Here is a 19,012-nt window from a genome sequence, read left to right as displayed (position 1 = left end):
CCCCGTTTATTTCCCGTTGGCGCCCCCCCCCGCGTCGGGGCCTGGGGGCGGGGCGGGCCGGGGCGCCGCCCGGCGCCCCCCGCCCGGCCGGGGCACGGGTGGGCCCCGGCCGGGCGGCACGGTTCCGACCGGCCCCGGTCAGTCCTGGTGGTGCGCGACGTCGACGTTCTCCAGCACCCCGACCGCGTCCGGCACCAGGATCGCGGCGGAGTAGTAGGCGCTGACGAGGTAGGAAATGACGGCCTTCTCGTTGATTCCCATGAACCGGACCGAGAGGCTCGGCTGGTATTCATCGGGAATTCCGGTCTGGTGCAGTCCGATCACGCCCTGGTTGTCCTCCCCGGTGCGCATCGCGATGATCGAGCTGGTGTGACCGCCGACGATCGGGATCTTGTTGCACGGGAAGACCGGCACGCCGCGCCAGCCGAAGACCTGCCGGCCCTGCACCTCGACGGTGTCCGGGTAGAGGCCGCGGCGGTTGCACTCCCGCCCGAAGGCGGCGATCGCCCGGGGGTGCGCGAGGAACATCTTGGTGGAGCGGCGGCGGCTCAGCAGCTCGTCCATGTCGTCCGGGGTGGGCGGCCCGGAGTGGGTCTGGATCCGCTGGTCGTACTCGGCGTTCTGCAGCAGCCCGAACTCCGGGTTGTTGATGAGCTCGTGCTCCTGGCGCTCGCGCAGCGCCTCGATGGTCAGCCGGAGCTGGTGCTCGGTCTGGTTCATCGGCTGGTTGTAGAGGTCGGCGACCCGGGTGTGGACCTTGAGCACCGTCTGGGCGACGCTCAGCTCGTACTCGCGCGGCTTCAGCTCGTAGTCCACGAAGGCGCCGGGCAGCTCGTACTCGCCCCGGTGTCCGGCGGAGAGTTCGATCGCCGCCTCACCGTGCTTGTTCTGCGGCTGCTGGAAGCCGGCCAGGTACTCCATGATCTGCAGCTGGAGCGCCTCGGAGCGGTCCGCGAGCTCCTGGAAGGCGGGCCAGGCGAGCGCCAGTACGGTACCGGCGGTGGCGGCCCTCACCGTGTACGGCCAGGCGCCGTCCTCGTACTGGATCGCCTCGTCACCGAGGTGGTCGCCGTCGGCGAGGGTGCCGATCACCGCCTCCTCGCCGTACTTGCCCGTTCCCAACCGTTCGAGCTTGCCGTGCGCGATGATGAAGACCTCGTCGATCGGCGCTCCCGCCGCGACCAGCACGTCACCGGCGGAGAACTCGCGTTGGACGAAGCGACCGGCCAGCTCCTCCAGCACGGCGTCGTCCGCGAAGCCGCGCAGCACCGGCACCTCGCGCAGCGACGGCGGGACGATCCGCACCTCGGCGCCGGTCTGCACGAAGCTCACCCGGCCGCGGCCGACCGAATAGCGCAGGCGACGGTTGACCCGGTACGTACCGCCGGACACCTGGACCCACGGAAGCATCCTGAGCAGCCAGCGCGGGCTGATGCCCTGCATCTGCGGCGCGGACTTGGTCGTCGTGGCGAGGTTCCTCGCGCCGGCCGTGCTGAGACTCTGCTGGTGGACCGGTGGCTCGCCACTGGGCACAGGAATACCGACGTTGGTTTCGGTCGACATAGGGAGCCCTTCGCATACCCGATACCTGATGAAGTGTCACCTTGCAACAATCATGGTGACGCCATTCAGCGGCGCTCCGCAATCACTCTTTCGAGTGGTCGGAATAACCGAACAAATAGGACGACTGGATCGCCTGAGCGATATTAATTCGATCATTATTCGAACGTTTCGGAATGGCCCGGCGCCACCCCGGCCCCGGCACCGCTCGCGCTCCCCGACGGCCCGGAGGCGGCCCGGAGGCGACCCGGCGACCACCCCGCGCACACGCCCGTTCGAAGGGCCGCTAAGGTGCCACCTCAAAGGGCCACGGGGCCAGTTGACGAGTGTGGCCGCACCGGATGCCCTCCCCCTCGTTCACCCCTGCCCAGGGAGGCCGTCATGAGCGCCCCCGTACGTGTCTGGCTCAACCGCACCTACGCGGAGAACGTCTTCTTCATCGAACAGCTGCGCGAGGCGCCACGACCGGTCGAGGTCCACGCCACCCACGTCGACCCCGACTCCCCCGTCCTCGCCGCCGCCGACCACGCCACCCTCGAACCCGGCGACCTGACCCCCGACGCCTACGTCGCCTACGCGCTCGACTTCTGCGCCCGGCACGCGATCGACGTCTTCCTGCCCCGCCTCAACCAGCTCGCGATCTCCCTGCACCAGCCGGAGTTCGAGGCGATCGGCACCGCGCTGGTCTGCCCGCCCGCCACCGCGATCGCCGCCTTCGACAGCAAGGCGGACGGCTACGCGGCGATCGCCGCGGCCGGACTCCCCACCCCGCCGTGGTGGCAGGTCCGCACCGCCGCGGACCTGCTCGCCGCCGTCGACCGGATCGAGGCGGCCGGGCTCACCGCCTGCCTGAAGCCGGTCTCCGGCGCCGGCGGCGAGGGCTTCCGGGTGCTGACCCGCGAACCGTTCGGCCTGCACCGGCTGGCCGGCTGGGACAGCCGCGTCCAGGTCGACCAGGTGGCCGCCGCGCTGGAGGCCGCGGCCGCCGCGGGCGCCGAGGAGCCCGCCGACCTGATGGTGATGCCCTTCCTCGACGGCCCCGAGGTCTCGGTCGACTGCCTCGCCGACCGCGACGGCACCCTGCTGGCCGCCGTCGGCCGCAGCAAGCACCGGCGCCGCCGCGGCTTCACCACCGCGCCGCAGTACCTGGAACCCGCCCGCCGGGTGGTCGAGTCCACCGGGATGGCGTTCCTCTCCAACGTCCAGTTCCGCCACCTGGCCGGGGAGCCGGTGGTCATCGACGTCAACACCCGCCCCTCGGGCGGCCTGCACCAGCTGCGGCTGTGCGGCCTCAACCTGCCGTGGAACGCCGTGCAGTTGGCGCTCGGCGAGCGGCCGGACACCGACTGGGCCGGGGACCCGGCCGGCATCGAGTACACGCTGGTCTCCGGCATCCAGCCGGTGCTGCCGCGCCAGGCCCCGTTCGCCCGCGGCTTCACCCCGGTCGAACTCGTCCACTGAGCCGCCCCGCACGGCGGCCCGGCCCGTCGGCCGGAGCGGCCCGTCGGACAAGCCCTACAGCGGGCCGTTCCAGTCCAGCGTCGGCTCCAGCACGCCCTCCAGCGTGAGCAGCCAGCGCTTCACCTCGATCCCGACCCGGCCGCCGCCGAAGCCGCCGATCCCGTCCGCCGCCACCACCCGGTGGCACGGCACCAGCAGCGCGACGGGGTTGGCGGCCATCATCTGCCCGACCGTCCTGGCCGCCAGCCCGGGCTCGGTCACGTCCTCGAACACCCCACTGCGGGAGGCGAGTTCGCCGTACGTGATGGTCCGCCCGAACGGCACCTCGCGCAGCAGCGTCTGCAGCACCGCGCGATGCGGCCCGGCACTCAGGCTCCAGTCGATCGGGAGCCCCAACTCCTTGCTGCGCCCGGCCAGATAGGCGCCGATCCGGCCGGTGACCACGGAGATCTTCGACTCGTCCGCGCAGCGCGGCAGCTCACCGCCCGCGTGCCCGAGGTAGCCCGCGGCCGCCACGCCCTGCGGCGTCACCGCGATGTGCATCGGCCCGCTCGGCAGCGGCGTCTCCACGGTCAGCCAGGACATCGGCCCGGCGCCGTACCGCCCCGGCCGCACCCCGCTCGGACGCTCCACCCCGCTCGGACGCTCCACCACGCTCGGACCCCCGTCCCGCTCCGCCGGATCGATCGCCGGCCACCCCGCCGCCCGGACGGCGCGCGGGGACCACCCGCCCCGCGCGTCATCGTACGGCTCGGACCGGTCCGGCGGGGCCTCCGTCAGAGCCGTCCCTTCAGCTCCGCGGCGAGCCCCCGCGACCAGTGCGACAGCTCCGCCCGGTCGGGCGTCCGGCCCTCGCAGAGCGTGCCCAGCTGGGCGTCGTTGATCCGGTTCGGTCCGGGGATCTCCAGCAGGTAGGCGAGTTCCTCCAGCACCGTGGCGAGCCGCTTGGCGTCCACGTGGTCCAGGGCGACCGCCGCCTCGTGGTGGCTGATGGTGAGAGAACCGGGCATGGCCAACCTCCTCCGTTCGCCCCCGCACTCCCTCCACCGTACGACCACCCCGGCCGCCCTGCTCCCGCTGTCACGGCGGCCCCCGGCCGGTCACTCCGCGCAGCCGGCGGACACGGTGCGCGGTCGAGGCCGGCGGCCCGTCGCGGGCCCGTCACGGCCGCGCCTCCCACCGCCGCCGGCTCACCGCCGGAACCGCCGACACCACCACGCCCGCGGCCAGTTGCCAGACCGCGCCGAAGCCGAGCACGGACGCCACGCCGACCCGGTCCGCCAGCGGTCCCGCCGCCGCCAGCCCGGCCGGCCCGAGGACGAACGCCCCCAGACCGCCGAACGCGCTGATCCTGGCCAGGACTTCGGCCGGCACCCAGCTCTGCATGGTGCTGCTGTACAGCGTGTCGCAGACCGCCGCACCGACGCCCGCCAGCAGCGCCGCCCCCGCCACCGGCACCAGCGGCAGCCCCGCTGCCAGGGCGGCCGAGGGGAGCGCCCAGCCGAACGTCGCCACCGTGGCCACCGCCAGCGGCCGGCCGGGCCGCCGCCCCAGCATCAGCAGCCCGCCCAGCACCGCCCCGGCCCCGTACAGGCCCATCACCAGACCCCAGCCGCGCGCCCCGCCGAGGTGCCGCTGCGCGGTCAGCGGGCCGAGCACCAGGAACGGCGCCCACACCAGCAGGTTGAACAGCCCCATGTGGAGCGTGGTGATCCAGAGCCACGACCGGGAGCGGAACTCCGACCAGCCCTCGCGCAGGTCGGCGAGCATCGACCCCCCGCCGTCCGACGGCTCCTGCGCCCGCAGCCGCAACCGGGCGAGCGCCAGCGCGCCGATCCCGTACGTGACGGCGTCGGTCGCCAGCACCGCGGCCGGCCCGTACACCGCCGTCACCACGCCCGCGGTCGCCGGTCCGGCCACCGTGGCGACCGAACGCGCCAGCCCCAGCAGGGTGTTGGCGTCCGGGAGCCGCTCCCGGTCCCGCACCAGCCCCGGCACCAGCGCCCCCAGCGCGGGCAGGAACACCCCCTCGCCGAACCCCCAGACCACGACCAGCGCCACCATCGCCCACACCGGCGGCCGCCCCGACACCAGCACCGCGGCGAACACCGCCTGCACGACAGCGCGCAGCACGTCCGCGGCCAGCATCACCCGCCGGCTGCCCAGCCGGTCGGCGATCACCCCGCCGGCCAACAGCACCAGCACGACGGGCAGGATCCGCGCCGCCATCACCCAACCGAGCTCGCTGCCCCCGCCACCGCTGCCGAGCACCGCGAAGGCCACCGCCACGGGCGCCATCGAGGAGCCGAACAACGAGGTCGCGTACCCGACGAAGAACCACCTGAAATCGCGCTCGCCCAGCACGGCGAGGCGGTCGCCCAGCCGCGGCCGGCGGGCCGGAATCCGCTCCGTGTCCACTGCCATGGGCAGCAAGTCTGCCTTCGCGCCGAAGCGGCTTTCAAGGGTTTCCGGGAAAAACTTGAGCCTCTTTCCATCAATTCTTGCCCGGCTCGCCGAAGCCGCAGTAAATACGCCCAATCAGCCGCCCCTAGCTGCCATTTACTGCGCACGGACGCTATTCTTCGGATAGTCCAGGACAATGCGTTTACTGCGGGAAAGAGGCTCTGGTGAAGGACCATCCACCGGTCGAGTACGCGGTCGCCGTCGATCGCTACCTGGCCGCCGCCGAACTCGGCACCGCCTCCCGCCGGGTCTACCGGATCGCCCTCGACACCTGGGCCTGGGCCCTGGCCGACCGCCCCGCCCCGACCGGCCCCGAACGGCGCCGCGCCCGGCCGCCCGTCCTCCCGCTCGCCCTGCTCGACCACCCGGACGCCGCCGGCCGCCTCCGCACCGCCGTCACCCACCGCGCCGCCACCACCGACCCGCGCACGCTCAACCGCGAACTCTCCACCCTGCGGGCCGCCTTGACCTGGTGGCGCGCCCAGGGCTGGATCGCCACCGACCCCGCCACCGGCCTGCGCCCGCTCCCCCTCCCCGAACCCGGCACCGCCCCGCTCACCCCCGACGAGCTCCGCGCCCTCTTCGCCCGCCGCGCCCCCCTGCGCGAACAGACCCTCTGGCACCTGCTCCACGAGAGCGGCGCCGCCATCGAAGCCGTCCTCGCCCTCGACGTCGACGACCTCGACCTCCCGCACCGCCGCACCCTCCCCTCCGCCCCGCCCCTCCACTGGCGGACCGGCACCGCCCGCCTGCTCCCCCTCCTCGTCGCCGGCCGCACCGCCGGCCCCCTCTTCCTCACCGACCGCCGAGCCCCCGCCACCACCCCCGCCGCCGACCGCTGCCCCCACACCGGCCGCGCCCGCCTCTCCTACCGGCGCGCCGCCGAACTCTTCACCACCCACCACCCCGGCCTCACCCTCACCCGCCTCCGCCCGGCACCCCCGAACACACCGCCGGCCCCGGACACCAAGCCCGCGGCCGGCGATCAGGAACGGTGAAGCGCCGCACTCGACGACAGCGGCCGGAAACGCGGGAAGCCCCGGACCTCACCGGCCCGGGGCTTCCACGAAAAGAGCCCCCTGTCGGGTTCGAACCGACGACCCCCGCTTTACAAGAGCGGTGCTCTGGCCAGCTGAGCTAAGGAGGCAATGGTGGCCGTCCGCGACGTGGTCACGGCGGCACCGGGGGCAGTCTACCGGGCGGGGCTGGGACGGTGCTGGCATATCCGGGGGACGGGAGGGGCGGTCGGCAGATCGGCCGGGGCGGGCGGGCGTGATGGAACCGATGCCGAAATCGGCGGACCGGGGGCTGACAAGCGGCGGAGGCGCAGGTAGCGTCGCCAGGAGTCGGTTCGCACAGTGGTTCAGACCAGTGGGCGGGCCGATGCGCACGACATCCACCCTTTACTCGGATCGTCCGGCACGTTCCTGCCGGTGAAGGAGAGCACAGCCATGGCTTCTGTCACGTACGACCAGGCGACCCGCGTCTACCCCGGGGCCGACAAGCCCTCCGTGGACGCGCTGGACCTGGAGATCGCGGACGGCGAGTTCCTCGTCCTGGTCGGCCCCTCGGGTTGCGGCAAGTCGACCAGCCTCCGCATGTTGGCCGGCCTGGAGGACGTCAACAGCGGCGCCATCCGGATCGGCGACCGCGACGTCACGCACCTGCCGCCGAAGGACCGGGACATCGCCATGGTGTTCCAGAACTACGCGCTGTACCCGCACATGACCGTCGCCGAGAACATGGGCTTCGCGCTCAAGATCGCGGGCGTCAACAAGACCGAGATCCGCACCAAGGTCGAAGAGGCCGCGAAGATCCTCGACCTCACCGAGTACCTGGACCGCAAGCCGAAGGCGCTCTCCGGCGGTCAGCGCCAGCGCGTCGCGATGGGCCGCGCGATCGTCCGCGAGCCGCAGGTCTTCCTGATGGACGAGCCGCTGTCGAACCTGGACGCCAAGCTCCGCGTCTCGACCCGCACCCAGATCGCGGGCCTGCAGCGCCGCCTCGGCATCACCACCGTGTACGTCACCCACGACCAGACCGAGGCGCTCACCATGGGCGACCGGGTCGCGGTGCTCAAGGGCGGCGTGCTGCAGCAGGTCGACACCCCGCGCAACATGTACGACAAGCCCGCCAACCTCTTCGTGGCCGGCTTCATCGGCTCGCCGGCGATGAACCTGGTCGAGGTGCCGCTGGTGGACGGCGGCGTGAAGTTCGGCGGCTCGGTGGTCAACATCTCCCGCGAGGACCTGGCCGGCGCCGGCAGCGACAAGACCGTGACCGTCGGCATCCGCCCGGAGCACTTCCAGATCGTCCCGAGCGGCGGCATCGAGGGCGTCGCGGTCACCGTCAACGTGGTCGAGGAGCTCGGTTCGGACGGCTTCGTCTACGGCACCACCAAGATCGGCGGCGAGGACAAGGACGTGGTCGTCCGCGTGCACGGCCGCCAGATCCCGGCCCGCGGCGAGACCATCCACGTCGTGCCGATCGCCGACGAGACCCACGTGTTCTCCACCAGCACCGGCGCCCGCCTGAGCGCCTGAGCAGCCGAGCAACCGAGCAACCGAGCGCCCGAACATCCGGGCGCCGGGAGCGGACGGGCAGTAGCAGGACGGAGCCCCGTCGGACCGCGCGGTCCGGCGGGGCTCCGCCGTCCCCGGGACGTCGCGTCGTCAACGCGGCGCCGTCAACCCGCCGGGTCCGGCCCGCCCCAGCCGTCAACACGATGAAGGGACGAACCGGGACAGCTGGTCACTCGATGGTGTAACGGAGGGCGATCGGGCCCGCACCCGGCGCTACGCTCCTGAGCGTGAAGCAGCTAGTTCGCCGCATCGGCCAGACCATCGCCCTGACCCTGCCCGTGGTCCTGGTGACCACCGGCACCCTCGCCGTGACCAGGGTGCCGTGGGCCCCGCCGACCGGCCTGGACCAGCAGGTGGTGGCGGCGTCCAGCGGAGACGGCGCCGGCATCGGGCGGGCGTCCGCCGGCAAGGTGCCGGAGGGGCTCGCGCCGCAGGACGCGCTCCGCGTCACCCTGCTCGACGAGCTGCGCGCGCACAACCCGGGCACCGCGCTGGACCTGCTGGAGCGCTCGATGCGCGAGCAGCCGGCCCTGACGCCGTACTGCTCCTCGCTCGCCACCGAGCTGGGCAAGGCGGCGGTGAAGAAGTACCAGGGCGACGTCCAGCGGGCCCGGTCCTTCGCCCGCCCGGTCTGTGACGGTTCGTTCGCCTCGGGCACCGCCGGCTGACGGGCAGCCACCCGGCCACCGCCACCCCGCGGTCGTCCCCGTGCCACCCGGCGGTCTCCGCCCGCCCACCGCCACAGCCCGCCGGTTCGGCGACCTGACCGGCGCCGTACGGGCGCGCGCCTATTGTGCAGGCATGACCGCTGACCCCACGCCGCCGCCGGCGCCGCAGCCCACCGCCTCCCAGACCGTCGTCTCCCAGGCCGTCATCCTGGCGGGCGGCCAGGGCTCCCGGCTGCGGCCCTACACGGACGACCGTCCGAAGCCGCTGGTCGAGATCCCGGGGACGGGCACGCCGATCCTCGGGCACCAGCTGGCCTGGCTCGCGTCCGAGGGCGTCACCGACGTGGTGATCTCCTGCGGGCACCTGGCCGACGTCCTGCAGGAGTGGCTCGACGAGGCCGACCTGCCGCTGCGGGTCCGCACGGTGGTCGAGGCCGAGCCGCTCGGACGCGGCGGCGGGCTCAAGTACGCCGCGAGGGCGCTGCCCCGGCCGCAGGAGCCCTGGTACGCCACCAACGGCGACATCTGGACCAGGTTCAGCCTGCGCGACATGGCCGCCTTCCACCACGAGCGGGGCGCCGTCGCGACGCTCGCGCTGGCCCGGCCGCGGATCCCGTGGGGGGCGGTGGAGACCGACCAGTTCGGCAACGTGCTGGACTTCATCGAGGCCCCGCCCTCGCCGTTCCTCATCAATGCCGGTCTGTACGTGTTCAGTCCGGAGTTCACCGAGTTGCTGCCGGACGTCGGCGACCACGAGCGGACCACCTTCCCCCAGCTGGCCCGCGGCAAGCAGCTGGCCGGCTACCAGCTGCCGCAGGGCGTCTACTGGCGCGCCATCGACACCGCCAAGGACCTCACCGAGGCCGCCAAGGAGCTCGCCGCCGGAGCCGGCCGCACGCCTCAGTAGGCCGCACACCCGGCGACGGCCAACGCAACGGCCGAGGGAACCGGAAGGACCGGCCGAGGGAACACGAGAAGGACCGGCCGGAGGAACGGGCGCAGAACCGGACGGAGCAACGCGCACGGCGACGGCCGGGTGCTCCCCCACGGGGCACCCGGCCGTCGCACGTCCTCCCGGAACCCGGCGGCCCGTCAGGTCGCCGTCGGCGACCCCGGCCGCGAGCTCCGCGCACCGCCGCCGGACAGCTCGGCCAGCGGCCCGCTGCCCAGGACCCCGCCCAGCAGCCCCGAGCCGGAGCTGCTCTGGCTCGGCCTCGGCGCCGTCCCCGAGCCGCCCGGCGCCGGCGTGCTGCGCTGCGCGGGGGACGAGCCGCCCGGCGCCCCGGCCGACGGCGCCGCCGGGGCCGAGGACGCGCCGCTCTCCGGCTTGGTCGACCGCGCCTTGCCGCTGGGGGTGGCCGTTCCGGCCTTCGGCGAGCCCGAGGCCGACGCCGGGGAGGACGGGGCGGACGAGCTCGGCGCCGGCGGGGCGGGCCGGGACGGGGCGGGCGAGGGCGAGGTGGACGAGCCCTGCCCGCCGGGGGCCCCCGACGGCCCGCCGCTCGGCCAGACCGGCGTGCCGTAGTCGGTGGCCGGCCGGGACGGGGCGGGGTGCGGGCGGCTGCCGGTGCGGACCGCCGCGCCGAGCATCGACCCGAACAGCAGGGTCAGGCCGACCACCACCGCGGTCACCACCGCGCCCCGCCGCAGCACCCGCCGGCGCAGCGCCGCCGGCGCGTCCGCACCGAACCGGCGCCAGGCCTCCAGGTTGAGCCGCCCGTCCAGCGAGGCGAACGGCGCTCCGGCGATCAGCAGCGGGCTCCACGCCGCGAGGAAGATCAGGTCGGGCGTGTCGTAGACCGGCACGGCCCGCCAGCTGACCGTGAACAGCAGCGCGGCGGAGAGCAGCATCGCCGCCCCGGCCGCGAGCCGCTGCCAGAGGCCGAGCACGGTCAGCACGCCCACCACGATCTCGGTGAACGACACCACCAGGCCGGCGCCCACCGGGTGGGCCATGGCGAAGGCCAGCAGCGGTTCGGCGACCTTCCAGGGGTGCAGCGAGGAGAGCCAGCGCATCATCGAGCCGCGCTCGCCGCCGTCGAAGTACACCGGGTCGCAGAGCTTGCTGAACCCGGCGTAGACGGAGAGCGAGCCCAGCACCGCGCGCAGCGGCAGCAGCACCAGGCCCAGGTCGACCCGGCGGCCGGGGTACCAGGGCTGCTTGCCCTCGGCCGACGCGGCGGAGACCTCGGGCAGCTCGCCGCTGGGCGTCCAGCCCTGGGGCGCGCCGACCGGTCCGACGCCGGCCTCGGTGGCGGTCCCGCCGCCCTCGCGCGGCTGGCGCGGCACGGTCCTGGCGCCCGCGTACGGCGGGATGACCTGGGTGTCGTCCTCGGGCGAGGAACTCCCCCCGAGTCCGCCCCCGCCGAGGCCACTGCCGCCGAGACCGCCGCCGACGCCCGCGCCGCGCCCGCCGACCCCGGCCGGTGCCGGCACGCCGGTGAGCCGGACGGCCTCCAGCAGCCGCGTGGCGGCGAGGTCGCCGGGGGGCGCCTGCCCGCTCCAGGTGACGGCGGTGACCCGGCCCTTGCGGCGCGGTGCGCCGGCGCCGCCGGCCCCGGCCAGGGCCGGCACGGCGGAGGCGGGCACCACGACCTGCGGGGTGACCAGCGGACGGCGGATCAGGCCCTGGGTGCCGTACGGGTCGCCGAACGCGGCGCCGGTGGACAGCAGTCCGGCCGGGGCCTCGATCAGCGGCGCCACCGGGGTGCCGAGCCGGAGCCGGAAGCTCGCCTGGGTGCTGCTGAGGCGCGCGGGGTCCGACGGCACCTTGACGGTGTTGAGGCCGGGGCCCGCGTCTATCCCGGTGCTGCCGCCACCCAGGAGGGGGCGCCGAGGTGTTCTGGTGTCCACACCCGTCTAACCGGGTGACACCCGCTTAGGACACTCTCCCGGGTGGATATCGGGAGTCCCCTTGAAGTGATCATGAGAAAAGCGATCGGGCCCGGTCGGGCCCGATCGCTTTCACTCCGATTGTGGGCGAACGGCGGGGAATTCCGGAGAACGCCTGCGCCGCCCGCCCGCCGTCTGCGGGGTCGGTCAGCCGACCTTGGCGCGCAGCCGCGCGGCCTCGTACAGCACGACGCCCGCCGCGACGCCGGCGTTCAGGGACTCGGTGAGGCCCGACATCGGGATCCGCACCCGGAGGTCACAGGTCTCCGAGACCAGCCGGGACAGGCCCTTGCCCTCGCTGCCCGCGACGATCACCACCGGGCCGGTCAGCGCCTCGAGGTCACCGATCTCGGCCTCGCCGTCGGCGGCCAGGCCGACCACGGTCAGGCCGGCCTTCTGGTACGCCTCCAGCGCCCGGGTCAGGTTGGTGGCGCGGGCGACGGGCAGCCGCGCCGCGGCACCGGAGGAGGTCTTCCAGGCACCGGCGGTCATGCCGGCCGCCCGGCGCTCGGGGATGACCACGCCGTGCGCGCCGAAGGCGGCCGCGGAGCGCACCACGGCGCCCAGGTTGCGCGAGTCGGTGACGCCGTCCAGCGCCACGATCAGCGCGTCCTGGCCGGAGTCGGCCGCCTCGTCCAGCAGGTCCTCGGGGTGCGCGTACTCGTACGGCGGGACCTGCAGCACCAGGCCCTGGTGGTTCATCCCGCCGGTCATCTGGTCCAGCTGCGCGCGCGGGGCCTCCATCAGCGGGATGCCGCGGTCGTTGGCGGCCTGGAAGGCGTCGCGGACCCGGTCGTCGGTGTCGATGAACTGCTGGACGTACAGTGCGTTGGCCGGCACGTCGCCCTGCAGGGCCTCGACCACCGAGTTGCGGCCGAAGACCAGCTCGGCGGAGCCCGCGCCACCGCGCCCGCCCCGGCCGCCGGCACCGGCCCGGCGCATGCCGGCCCGGGCCTTGGCGTCCCGCTCGCGCTTGAGCGCGGCGTTGGCGGCCCGCTGCTTCGGGTGGCCCTTGCGCGCCTCGCCGGGCGGGGTCGGGCCCTTGCCCTGGAGCGCCTTCCGGCTGTGCCCGCCGGTACCGACAGACGCGCCCTTCTTCGATCCGGGGTTGCGGCGGTTCCTGCGCTGGCTGTTGCCGGCCATGGCTGTACTTCCTGTCTGTCCGGCATGCCCGGCGATCCGGTGGGAACCGGCGCGGCCGACGGCATGCGCTACGTCATGCGGGAGGGCCGCACCGGTCCGGTACGGCCCACCCTCACCCCGAAGGGCTACTTGTTGATCGTCCAGCGCGGGCCGGACGGGGTGTCCTCGATGACCAGCCCGGCCACGCCGAGCTGGTCGCGGATGGCGTCCGCGGTGGCGAAGTCCTTGCGGGCCCGGGCCGCCTGCCGCTGGTCCAGGACCAGCCGGACCAGCGAGTCGACCACGCCGTGCAGGTCCTCGCCGCGCTCCGCCCCGGTCCACCGCGGGTCGAGCGGGTCGAGACCCAGCACTCCGAGCATCGCACGGACCTCGGCCAGACGCGCCACCGCGTTCTCCTTGTCGTCCGCGGTCAGGGCGCTGTTGCCCTGGCGGACGGCGGTGTGCACGACGGCCAGCGCCTGCGGGACGCCCAGGTCGTCGTCCATCGCCTCGGCGAAGGCCGGCGGCACCTCGGGCGCGGCGTCGACCGCGCCGCAGCGCTCCACGGCGCGCTGGATGAAGCCCTCGATCCGGCCGAAGCCGGCCTCGGCCTCGCGCAGCGAGTCCTCGCTGTACTCGATCATCGAGCGGTAGTGCGGGGCGGCCAGGTAGTAGCGGAGCACGATCGGCCGCCAGCGCTGGACCATCTCGGAGACCAGCACCGAGTTGCCCAGCGACTTGCTCATCTTCTCGCCGGCCATGGTGACCCAGGCGTTGTGCACCCAGAAGTTCGCGAAGTCGTCGCCGTAGGCCTTGGACTGGGCGATCTCGTTCTCGTGGTGCGGGAAGATCAGGTCCAGCCCGCCGCCGTGGATGTCGAAGGCGGGGCCCAGGTACTTGTGGGCCATCGCCGAGCACTCCAGGTGCCAGCCCGGGCGACCGCGGCCCCACGGGGTCTCCCAGCTCGGCTCGCCCGGCTTGGCGGCCTTCCACATCGCGAAGTCGCGCTGGTCGCGCTTGCCGGTCTCGCCCTCGCCCTCGGGCTGGCGCAGGTCGGCCAGCTTCTGGTTGGAGAGCGCCAGGTAGTCCGGGTAGGAGTTCACGTCGAAGTAGACGTTGCCGTCGGCCGCGTAGGCGTGGCCCTTGGCGATGAGCCCCTGCATCATCTCGATCATCTCGGGGATGTGCCCGGTGGCCCGCGGCTCGACGGTCGGCGGCAGGCAGCCGAGGGCGTCGTAACCGTCGTTGAAGGCGCGCTCGTTCTCGTAGGCGATCCGCCACCACGGCGTGCCGAGCTCGCGCTCCTTGGCGATGATCTTGTCGTCGATGTCGGTGACGTTGCGGGCGAAGGTCACCTGGTAGCCGCGGTAGGCGAACCACCGCTGCATGACGTCGAAGTTGAGGTAGGACCGGATGTGTCCGATGTGAGGCGCCGACTGGACGGTAGCGCCGCACAGGTAGATCGAGACACAACCCGGTACAAGCGGGACGAAGTCGCGTACCTGGCGGGTGCTGGTGTCGTACAGGCGAATGCTCACAGCGTCAAGCGTAGTGGGCACGAGGGGGTGCCCCGCGACATTCTCGAATGTCAATGCCGCGGGAGGGCCGATTTCGCACGGGGCCCTGGCGCCGGCACCCCCTCCGTCACGGGCCGCCGGGCGGGGGCGCGGACCGCCGGACGGGCAGGTCAGAGGTTGCCGACCACCTTGCGCGCGACGATCCGGACGACCACCCGCACGTCCTCCGGCCCGTCGAAGCGGTAGACCTTCTCGCCGCGGTACTTGTGCGCCAGCTCGTCGATGAGCTCCCGGCCGCCCTCCCTGGTCATGGTGACCTGGCCGCGCACCTCCACGTACTGGTACGGGCTGTCCGGCGGATTGACCACCAGGGAGATCCGCGGGTCCTTCACCAGGTTGAGGTGCTTGCGGCGGCCCTCGACGGTGGAGAACAGGATGTCCTCGCCGTCCCGCTTCACCCAGACCACGGAGGACTGCGGGCTGCCGTCGGGTTGGATGGTGGAGACCACGGCGAAACTCTTGCCGTCGATCAGGGCCTTGGCCCGGTCGGAGAGATGGGCGGCCATCGAGGACCTCTTCTCGTCAAGCGGCGTTGGTGGGCCTGCCGGGGCCCGCTCCGAACGGTAGCGATTCCCGGCCCCGCAAGCCGTCCTGAACACCCGTCAACATCCGGGTATTCCCGGAACGGCCCCCCGCCGCCCGGTCCGCTCCCCCGCTCCCCGCCGCCCGGGCCCCGCCCCGCGCCGCCCTCAGCGCCGCTCGTACACCAGGGCGGTGGCGATCGCGGCCAGCCCCTCGGCCCGGCCGGTGAGGCCGAGGCCGTCGGTGGTGGTGCCGGAGACCGAGACCGGCGCGCCGACCGCCGCCGAGAGCGCGGCCTGGGCCTCCTCCCGGCGCTTGCCGATCTTCGGCCGGACGCCGATCACCTGGACCGAGACGTTGCCGATCTCGAAGCCGGCCTCGCGCACCAGGCGGGCCGCCTCCGCGAGCAGGGTGACCCCGGACGCGCCGGACCACTCCGGCCGGTCGGTGCCGAAGTGCGCGCCGAGGTCGCCGATCCCGGCGGCCGAGAACAGCGCGTCGCAGGAGGCGTGCGCGGCGACGTCGGCGTCCGAGTGCCCGGCCAGGCCGTACTCGGCGCCCGGCCACTCCAGGCCGGCCACCCAGAGCGGCCGGCCGGCCTCGAAGGCGTGCACGTCGGTGCCGATCCCCACCCGGGGCAGCGGCGGTGCGGACGGGTCAGTAGGCATCGGTGGCCCTCCGGCGGGCGAGTACGGCCTCGGCGAGCACGAGGTCCAGCGGACGGGTCACCTTGAACGCCTCCTCGTGGCCGGGCACCACCACCACCCGGCCGCCGAAGCGCTCGACCAGGCCGGCGTCGTCGGTGACCGGCGGCAGGCCGCCCCCGGCCTCCTCGGTCAGCGCCTTGGCGTGCACCTCGGCCAGCGTCGCGCGGCGGAAGCCCTGGGGCGTCTGGACGGCCCGCAGGGTGGCCCGGTCGGGCGTGTCGAGCACCGGCTCGGGCGCGCCCGGGTTCGGCTCGACCCGCTTGACGGTGTCGGCCAGCGGGACGGCGGGCACCACGGCCTCGGCCCCGGCCCGGACGGCGGCCGCGACCGCGTCCACCACCTCCACCGGGACCAGCGGCCGGGCGGCGTCGTGCACCAGCACGATCTCCACCTCGGCCGGGATGGCGGCCAGGCCGAGCCGGACCGACTCCTGGCGGGTCGCCCCGCCGGCCACCACCCGGACGTCCTTGCCGTCCAGGCCGTGGCTGTCGAGCAGGCCCACCACCTCGGCCACCCCGTCGGCGGGCGCGGCGACCACGACCAGGCCGACCGCACGGCTGCGGGCGAGCGCCCGGACGGCGTGCACCAGGAGCGGTACCCCGCCCAGTTCCCGCAGGGCCTTGGGGGCTCCGGGCCCCAGCCGCTCACCGCGTCCCGCGGCGGGCACCACTGCTGCTGCGACTGCTGCTGTGGCGTTCAGGTTTCACTCCTTCGGCGAAGTGGGTATGGCCATGGCGTGCGCGACGACCCCGTGCACGACGAGCGTACGGACCCCTTCCGAAAGCACCACGATCCGGCGCCCGCAGCACGCGCACCACGGCACCGCCCCGCCGCACCGGCGGACGCGGTACACGCAGAGCAGCACACGGCAGCACGCGCAGAAACGGTCATCCGGGCCGCCCTGCGGACGGACCCGGAACCGCTCGCGGACCCGGAACCGCTCGGGCGAGGCGTCGTCCGGACACGCCTCAGCGCCCGAAGTGCCACGGCACCGCTCCCGGACGGTTCGTCCAGGAAGCGGCGCGCCGGCACCGGGCGCTGTGAGCAGTGGGCGGGAGCCCGACCGCACTACGAGGCGAGCACCTCGTCGAGCAGCGTCTCCGCCTTGTCCTCGTTGGTGTTCTCCGCCAGCGCGAGCTCGCTGACGAGGATCTGGCGCGCCTTCGCGAGCATGCGCTTCTCGCCGGCCGACAGGCCGCGCTCGCGCTCGCGACGCCAGAGGTCGCGCACAACCTCGGCGACCTTGATAACGTCACCCGAGGCGAGCTTCTCCAGGTTCGCCTTGTAGCGACGGGACCAGTTGGTAGGTTCTTCGGTGTACGGTGCGCGCAGCACCTCGAAGACCCGGTCCAGACCCTCCTGGCCGACTACATCGCGCACGCCGACGAACTCCGCGTTCTCGGCGGGCACGCGGAGCGTCAGGTCTCCCTGCTGCACCTTGAGCACCAGGTAGGTCTTGTCCACACCTTTGATCTGGCGAATTTCGATGGCCTCGATCAGCGCGGCCCCGTGATGGGGGTAGACCACCGTGTCGCCAACCTTGAACGTCATGTGACAGGACCCCTTCCGTGGCTTTCCAGAATAACACGCTTTTCGGCGCACCCGAAGGGCGTTTTCGCAGGTCAGGGCCGGTCTCGGGGCTTGACAAGGACCCCCATGACGTGCTGCGACCGCTGTTCGACGCGGGCTTCCCGCAGGTCGGAGGCGGTTCCGGCGCCCGACGAAACCCGCGGCAACACTCCTGAAACCGTGATTGGATCTTGAGTTTTCACCGTTTATCGGGCCGTTTCCCGATCGTGATCCGATCTTGGTCGAAAGTTGACCGGAACACGACGACGTGCGGCCGTACGGGCGCCCGGCGCGGCCCGGGCGGGCGACACGGGGACCACCCCGTGAGGAGCGCATAAGCGAGGTCGATAATCTGAGACCTGACCAACCGCCACGTGACCTAGGAGAAGCCGCCGCCGTGAGCCGCAGCCTTCGAGTCGGCAGCATCGCCGCCATCGCCGCCCTCGCCATCGCCTCGCTGTCGTCCTGCGCGGCCGGCAACACGCCGGACACCCTGGAGATCAAGCCCGACAACGCCCAGGCGACCGTCGGCACCAGCATCCGCCTGAACAACATCGCCGTCGTCACCGGGGACGAGACCTCCGGTGAGCACACCGGCCCCGCCAACGTGACGGTGAACATCAGCAACTCCGGCGACACCCCGGTCGAGCTGCAGTCCGTCAGCGTGGGTACCGATTCCGCCACCTTCGCCGACGAGAAGGGCGCGCCGCTGGCCACCGTCGTCGTGCCCGCCGGCGGCTCGGTGCTGCTCGGCGGCGACGGCAACCCGTCCGCCCGGATCGCCTCCACCAGCCTGGTCGTCGGCGGCTTCGCGCCCACCACCTTCGCCTTCAAGAGCGGTGAGCGGACCGAGGCCGACGCCGCGGTCTACCCGAACAAGAGCATCTACAAGGGCTTCGGCCCGACCCCCACCCCGGTCGCCGCGCCGACCAAGGCCGCCGGCTCGCCGGCCGCCACCGGTGCCGCCACCCCGGGCGCCACCGCCCCGGCCACCACCCCGGCGACGGCCCCGGCCACCGGTGCGGCCGCCCCGTCCGGCGCCGCCACCGCGGCCGGCACCGCCTCGCCGTCCGCCGGGACCCACTGACCCGCGGCCGTACGACGGAAGGCCCCCTCCGGCAGTGGCCGGAGGGGGCCTTCCGTCGGGCCCCGCGTCGATGACGCGGAGCCCGGCACACCGTGCGGGCACCCGGTGTCTACGGCTCGAACTTGTAGCCGAGGCCGCGGACCGTGACCAGGTAGCGCGGCGCGCCCGGGTCCGGCTCGATCTTGGCCCGCAGGCGCTTCACGTGGACGTCCAGGGTCTTGGTGTCGCCGACGTAGTCCGCGCCCCAGACCCGGTCGATCAGCTGCATGCGGGTGAGCACCCGGCCCGCGTTGCGGAGCAGCATCTCCAGCAGGTCGAACTCCTTGAGCGGCAGGTCGACCTTGGCGCCGTCCACCGTGACCACGTGCCGGTCGACGTCCATCCGGACCGGCCCCGCCTCCAGCGCGCCCGGGCCGCCGTTCTCGCCCGGGCCCTCCGCCTCGCCGCGCCGGCGCAGCACCGCGCGGATCCGCGCGACCAGCTCGCGGGTGGAGTACGGCTTGGTGACGTAGTCGTCCGCACCTATCTCCAGGCCGACGACCTTGTCGATCTCGCTGTCCTTGGCGGTGACCATGATCACCGGGACGTTGGAGCGCACCCGCAGCTGGCGGCAGACCTCGGTGCCCGGCAGGCCCGGCAGCATCAGGTCGAGCAGGACGAGGTCGGCGCCGTTCCGTTCGAACTGCTCCAGCGCGTCGGGCCCGGTGGCGGCGATGGCCACCTCGAAGCCCTCCTTGCGGAGCATGTACGAGAGGGCGTCGCTGAACGACTCCTCGTCCTCGACCACCAGTACTCGGGTCAC

18 protein-coding genes and 1 tRNA gene are annotated in these 19,012 nt (G+C 73.5%); 6 read left to right on the top strand and 13 right to left on the bottom strand.

Annotated elements, in window-relative coordinates; translation table 11 throughout:
* Positions 1 to 138: 138 nt before the first annotated feature.
* Positions 139 to 1,563: a family 2B encapsulin nanocompartment shell protein gene (locus tag ACFVHB_RS22485; protein WP_380324973.1), complete on the bottom strand. Its 1,425-nt coding sequence runs from the start codon at positions 1,561 to 1,563 to the stop codon at positions 139 to 141.
* 378 nt (positions 1,564 to 1,941) lie between these two features.
* Between ACFVHB_RS22485 and ACFVHB_RS22480 the strand changes: the two genes are divergently transcribed.
* Positions 1,942 to 3,021 carry an ATP-grasp domain-containing protein gene (locus ACFVHB_RS22480; protein WP_380324970.1) on the top strand — a complete coding sequence of 360 codons (1,080 nt, stop codon included), beginning with the start codon at positions 1,942 to 1,944 and terminating at the stop codon, positions 3,019 to 3,021.
* A 54-nt stretch (positions 3,022 to 3,075) separates the two neighbouring features.
* On the opposite strand, the gene ACFVHB_RS22475 is transcribed toward ACFVHB_RS22480, so the two are convergent.
* The 3 genes from ACFVHB_RS22475 to ACFVHB_RS22465 all read right to left on the bottom strand — a co-directional run bounded on the left by ACFVHB_RS22475 (position 3,076) and on the right by ACFVHB_RS22465 (position 5,445).
* Entirely contained in the window at positions 3,076 to 3,606 is a 531-nt protein-coding gene (locus tag ACFVHB_RS22475; protein WP_380324967.1) for a methylated-DNA--[protein]-cysteine S-methyltransferase, read from the bottom strand.
* 191 nt (positions 3,607 to 3,797) lie between these two features.
* Positions 3,798 to 4,031, bottom strand: a complete 234-nt coding sequence (locus tag ACFVHB_RS22470) for a hypothetical protein (protein ID WP_380324964.1) — start codon at positions 4,029 to 4,031, stop codon at positions 3,798 to 3,800.
* A gap of 151 nt (positions 4,032 to 4,182) precedes the next feature.
* Complete coding sequence (locus tag ACFVHB_RS22465) at positions 4,183 to 5,445, bottom strand: MFS transporter (protein ID WP_380324961.1); 1,263 nt, start codon at positions 5,443 to 5,445, stop codon at positions 4,183 to 4,185.
* Between the two features lie 203 nt (positions 5,446 to 5,648).
* On the opposite strand from ACFVHB_RS22465, the gene ACFVHB_RS22460 reads away from it, so the two are divergent.
* Positions 5,649 to 6,482, top strand: coding sequence for a hypothetical protein (locus tag ACFVHB_RS22460; RefSeq protein ID WP_380324958.1), 834 nt, complete (start codon positions 5,649 to 5,651; stop codon positions 6,480 to 6,482).
* Between the two features lie 75 nt (positions 6,483 to 6,557).
* Here ACFVHB_RS22460 and ACFVHB_RS22455 read toward each other — a convergent pair.
* Positions 6,558 to 6,631 (bottom strand) — tRNA-Thr (locus tag ACFVHB_RS22455).
* Between the two features lie 304 nt (positions 6,632 to 6,935).
* Here ACFVHB_RS22455 and ACFVHB_RS22450 point away from each other — a divergent pair.
* The 3 genes from ACFVHB_RS22450 to ACFVHB_RS22440 all read left to right on the top strand — a co-directional run bounded on the left by ACFVHB_RS22450 (position 6,936) and on the right by ACFVHB_RS22440 (position 9,641).
* The gene (locus ACFVHB_RS22450) at positions 6,936 to 8,027 is read left to right on the top strand and encodes an ABC transporter ATP-binding protein (RefSeq protein WP_380324955.1); all 1,092 of its coding nucleotides are present in this window, start codon (positions 6,936 to 6,938) and stop codon (positions 8,025 to 8,027) included.
* 266 nt (positions 8,028 to 8,293) lie between these two features.
* A complete protein-coding gene (locus ACFVHB_RS22445) occupies positions 8,294 to 8,734 on the top strand; it encodes a hypothetical protein (RefSeq protein WP_380324952.1) in 441 nt (146 codons plus the stop codon).
* Positions 8,735 to 8,867: 133 nt separating this feature from the next.
* Positions 8,868 to 9,641 carry an NDP-sugar synthase gene (locus tag ACFVHB_RS22440; protein ID WP_380324949.1) on the top strand — a complete coding sequence of 258 codons (774 nt, stop codon included), beginning with the start codon at positions 8,868 to 8,870 and terminating at the stop codon, positions 9,639 to 9,641.
* 185 nt (positions 9,642 to 9,826) lie between these two features.
* On the opposite strand, the gene ACFVHB_RS22435 is transcribed toward ACFVHB_RS22440, so the two are convergent.
* The 7 genes from ACFVHB_RS22435 to ACFVHB_RS22405 all read right to left on the bottom strand — a co-directional run bounded on the left by ACFVHB_RS22435 (position 9,827) and on the right by ACFVHB_RS22405 (position 17,105).
* The gene (locus ACFVHB_RS22435; RefSeq protein WP_380324946.1) at positions 9,827 to 11,503 is read right to left on the bottom strand and encodes a DoxX family membrane protein; all 1,677 of its coding nucleotides are present in this window, start codon (positions 11,501 to 11,503) and stop codon (positions 9,827 to 9,829) included.
* Positions 11,504 to 11,773: 270 nt separating this feature from the next.
* Positions 11,774 to 12,769 (bottom strand): 23S rRNA (guanosine(2251)-2'-O)-methyltransferase RlmB, encoded by a 996-nt coding sequence (gene rlmB, locus ACFVHB_RS22430; RefSeq protein WP_380324943.1) that lies wholly within the window; start codon positions 12,767 to 12,769, stop codon positions 11,774 to 11,776.
* A gap of 125 nt (positions 12,770 to 12,894) precedes the next feature.
* A complete protein-coding gene (gene cysS, locus ACFVHB_RS22425) occupies positions 12,895 to 14,286 on the bottom strand; it encodes a cysteine--tRNA ligase (RefSeq protein ID WP_380324940.1) in 1,392 nt (463 codons plus the stop codon).
* A 149-nt stretch (positions 14,287 to 14,435) separates the two neighbouring features.
* Positions 14,436 to 14,831 carry a PPOX class F420-dependent oxidoreductase gene (locus ACFVHB_RS22420; protein WP_380324937.1) on the bottom strand — a complete coding sequence of 132 codons (396 nt, stop codon included), beginning with the start codon at positions 14,829 to 14,831 and terminating at the stop codon, positions 14,436 to 14,438.
* Between the two features lie 183 nt (positions 14,832 to 15,014).
* A complete protein-coding gene (gene ispF / locus ACFVHB_RS22415; protein WP_380324934.1) occupies positions 15,015 to 15,515 on the bottom strand; it encodes a 2-C-methyl-D-erythritol 2,4-cyclodiphosphate synthase in 501 nt (166 codons plus the stop codon).
* Positions 15,505 to 16,254: a 2-C-methyl-D-erythritol 4-phosphate cytidylyltransferase gene (gene ispD / locus ACFVHB_RS22410; RefSeq protein WP_380324977.1), complete on the bottom strand. Its 750-nt coding sequence runs from the start codon at positions 16,252 to 16,254 to the stop codon at positions 15,505 to 15,507. The genes ispF and ispD overlap by 11 nt, the downstream gene beginning before the upstream one ends.
* A gap of 368 nt (positions 16,255 to 16,622) precedes the next feature.
* The gene (locus tag ACFVHB_RS22405; RefSeq protein ID WP_030244332.1) at positions 16,623 to 17,105 is read right to left on the bottom strand and encodes a CarD family transcriptional regulator; all 483 of its coding nucleotides are present in this window, start codon (positions 17,103 to 17,105) and stop codon (positions 16,623 to 16,625) included.
* A 415-nt stretch (positions 17,106 to 17,520) separates the two neighbouring features.
* Between ACFVHB_RS22405 and ACFVHB_RS22400 the strand changes: the two genes are divergently transcribed.
* Positions 17,521 to 18,210: a DUF461 domain-containing protein gene (locus tag ACFVHB_RS22400; RefSeq protein WP_380324931.1), complete on the top strand. Its 690-nt coding sequence runs from the start codon at positions 17,521 to 17,523 to the stop codon at positions 18,208 to 18,210.
* A 109-nt stretch (positions 18,211 to 18,319) separates the two neighbouring features.
* On the opposite strand, the gene ACFVHB_RS22395 is transcribed toward ACFVHB_RS22400, so the two are convergent.
* A complete protein-coding gene (locus ACFVHB_RS22395) occupies positions 18,320 to 19,012 on the bottom strand; it encodes a response regulator transcription factor (protein ID WP_360190026.1) in 693 nt (230 codons plus the stop codon).

The sequence above is a fragment of the Kitasatospora sp. NPDC127111 genome (assembly GCF_042677465.1).
Lineage (GTDB): Bacteria > Actinomycetota > Actinomycetes > Streptomycetales > Streptomycetaceae > Kitasatospora.
Note: the sequence above shows the minus strand (reverse complement) of the source record. Positions and strands in the feature narration are given on the sequence as shown.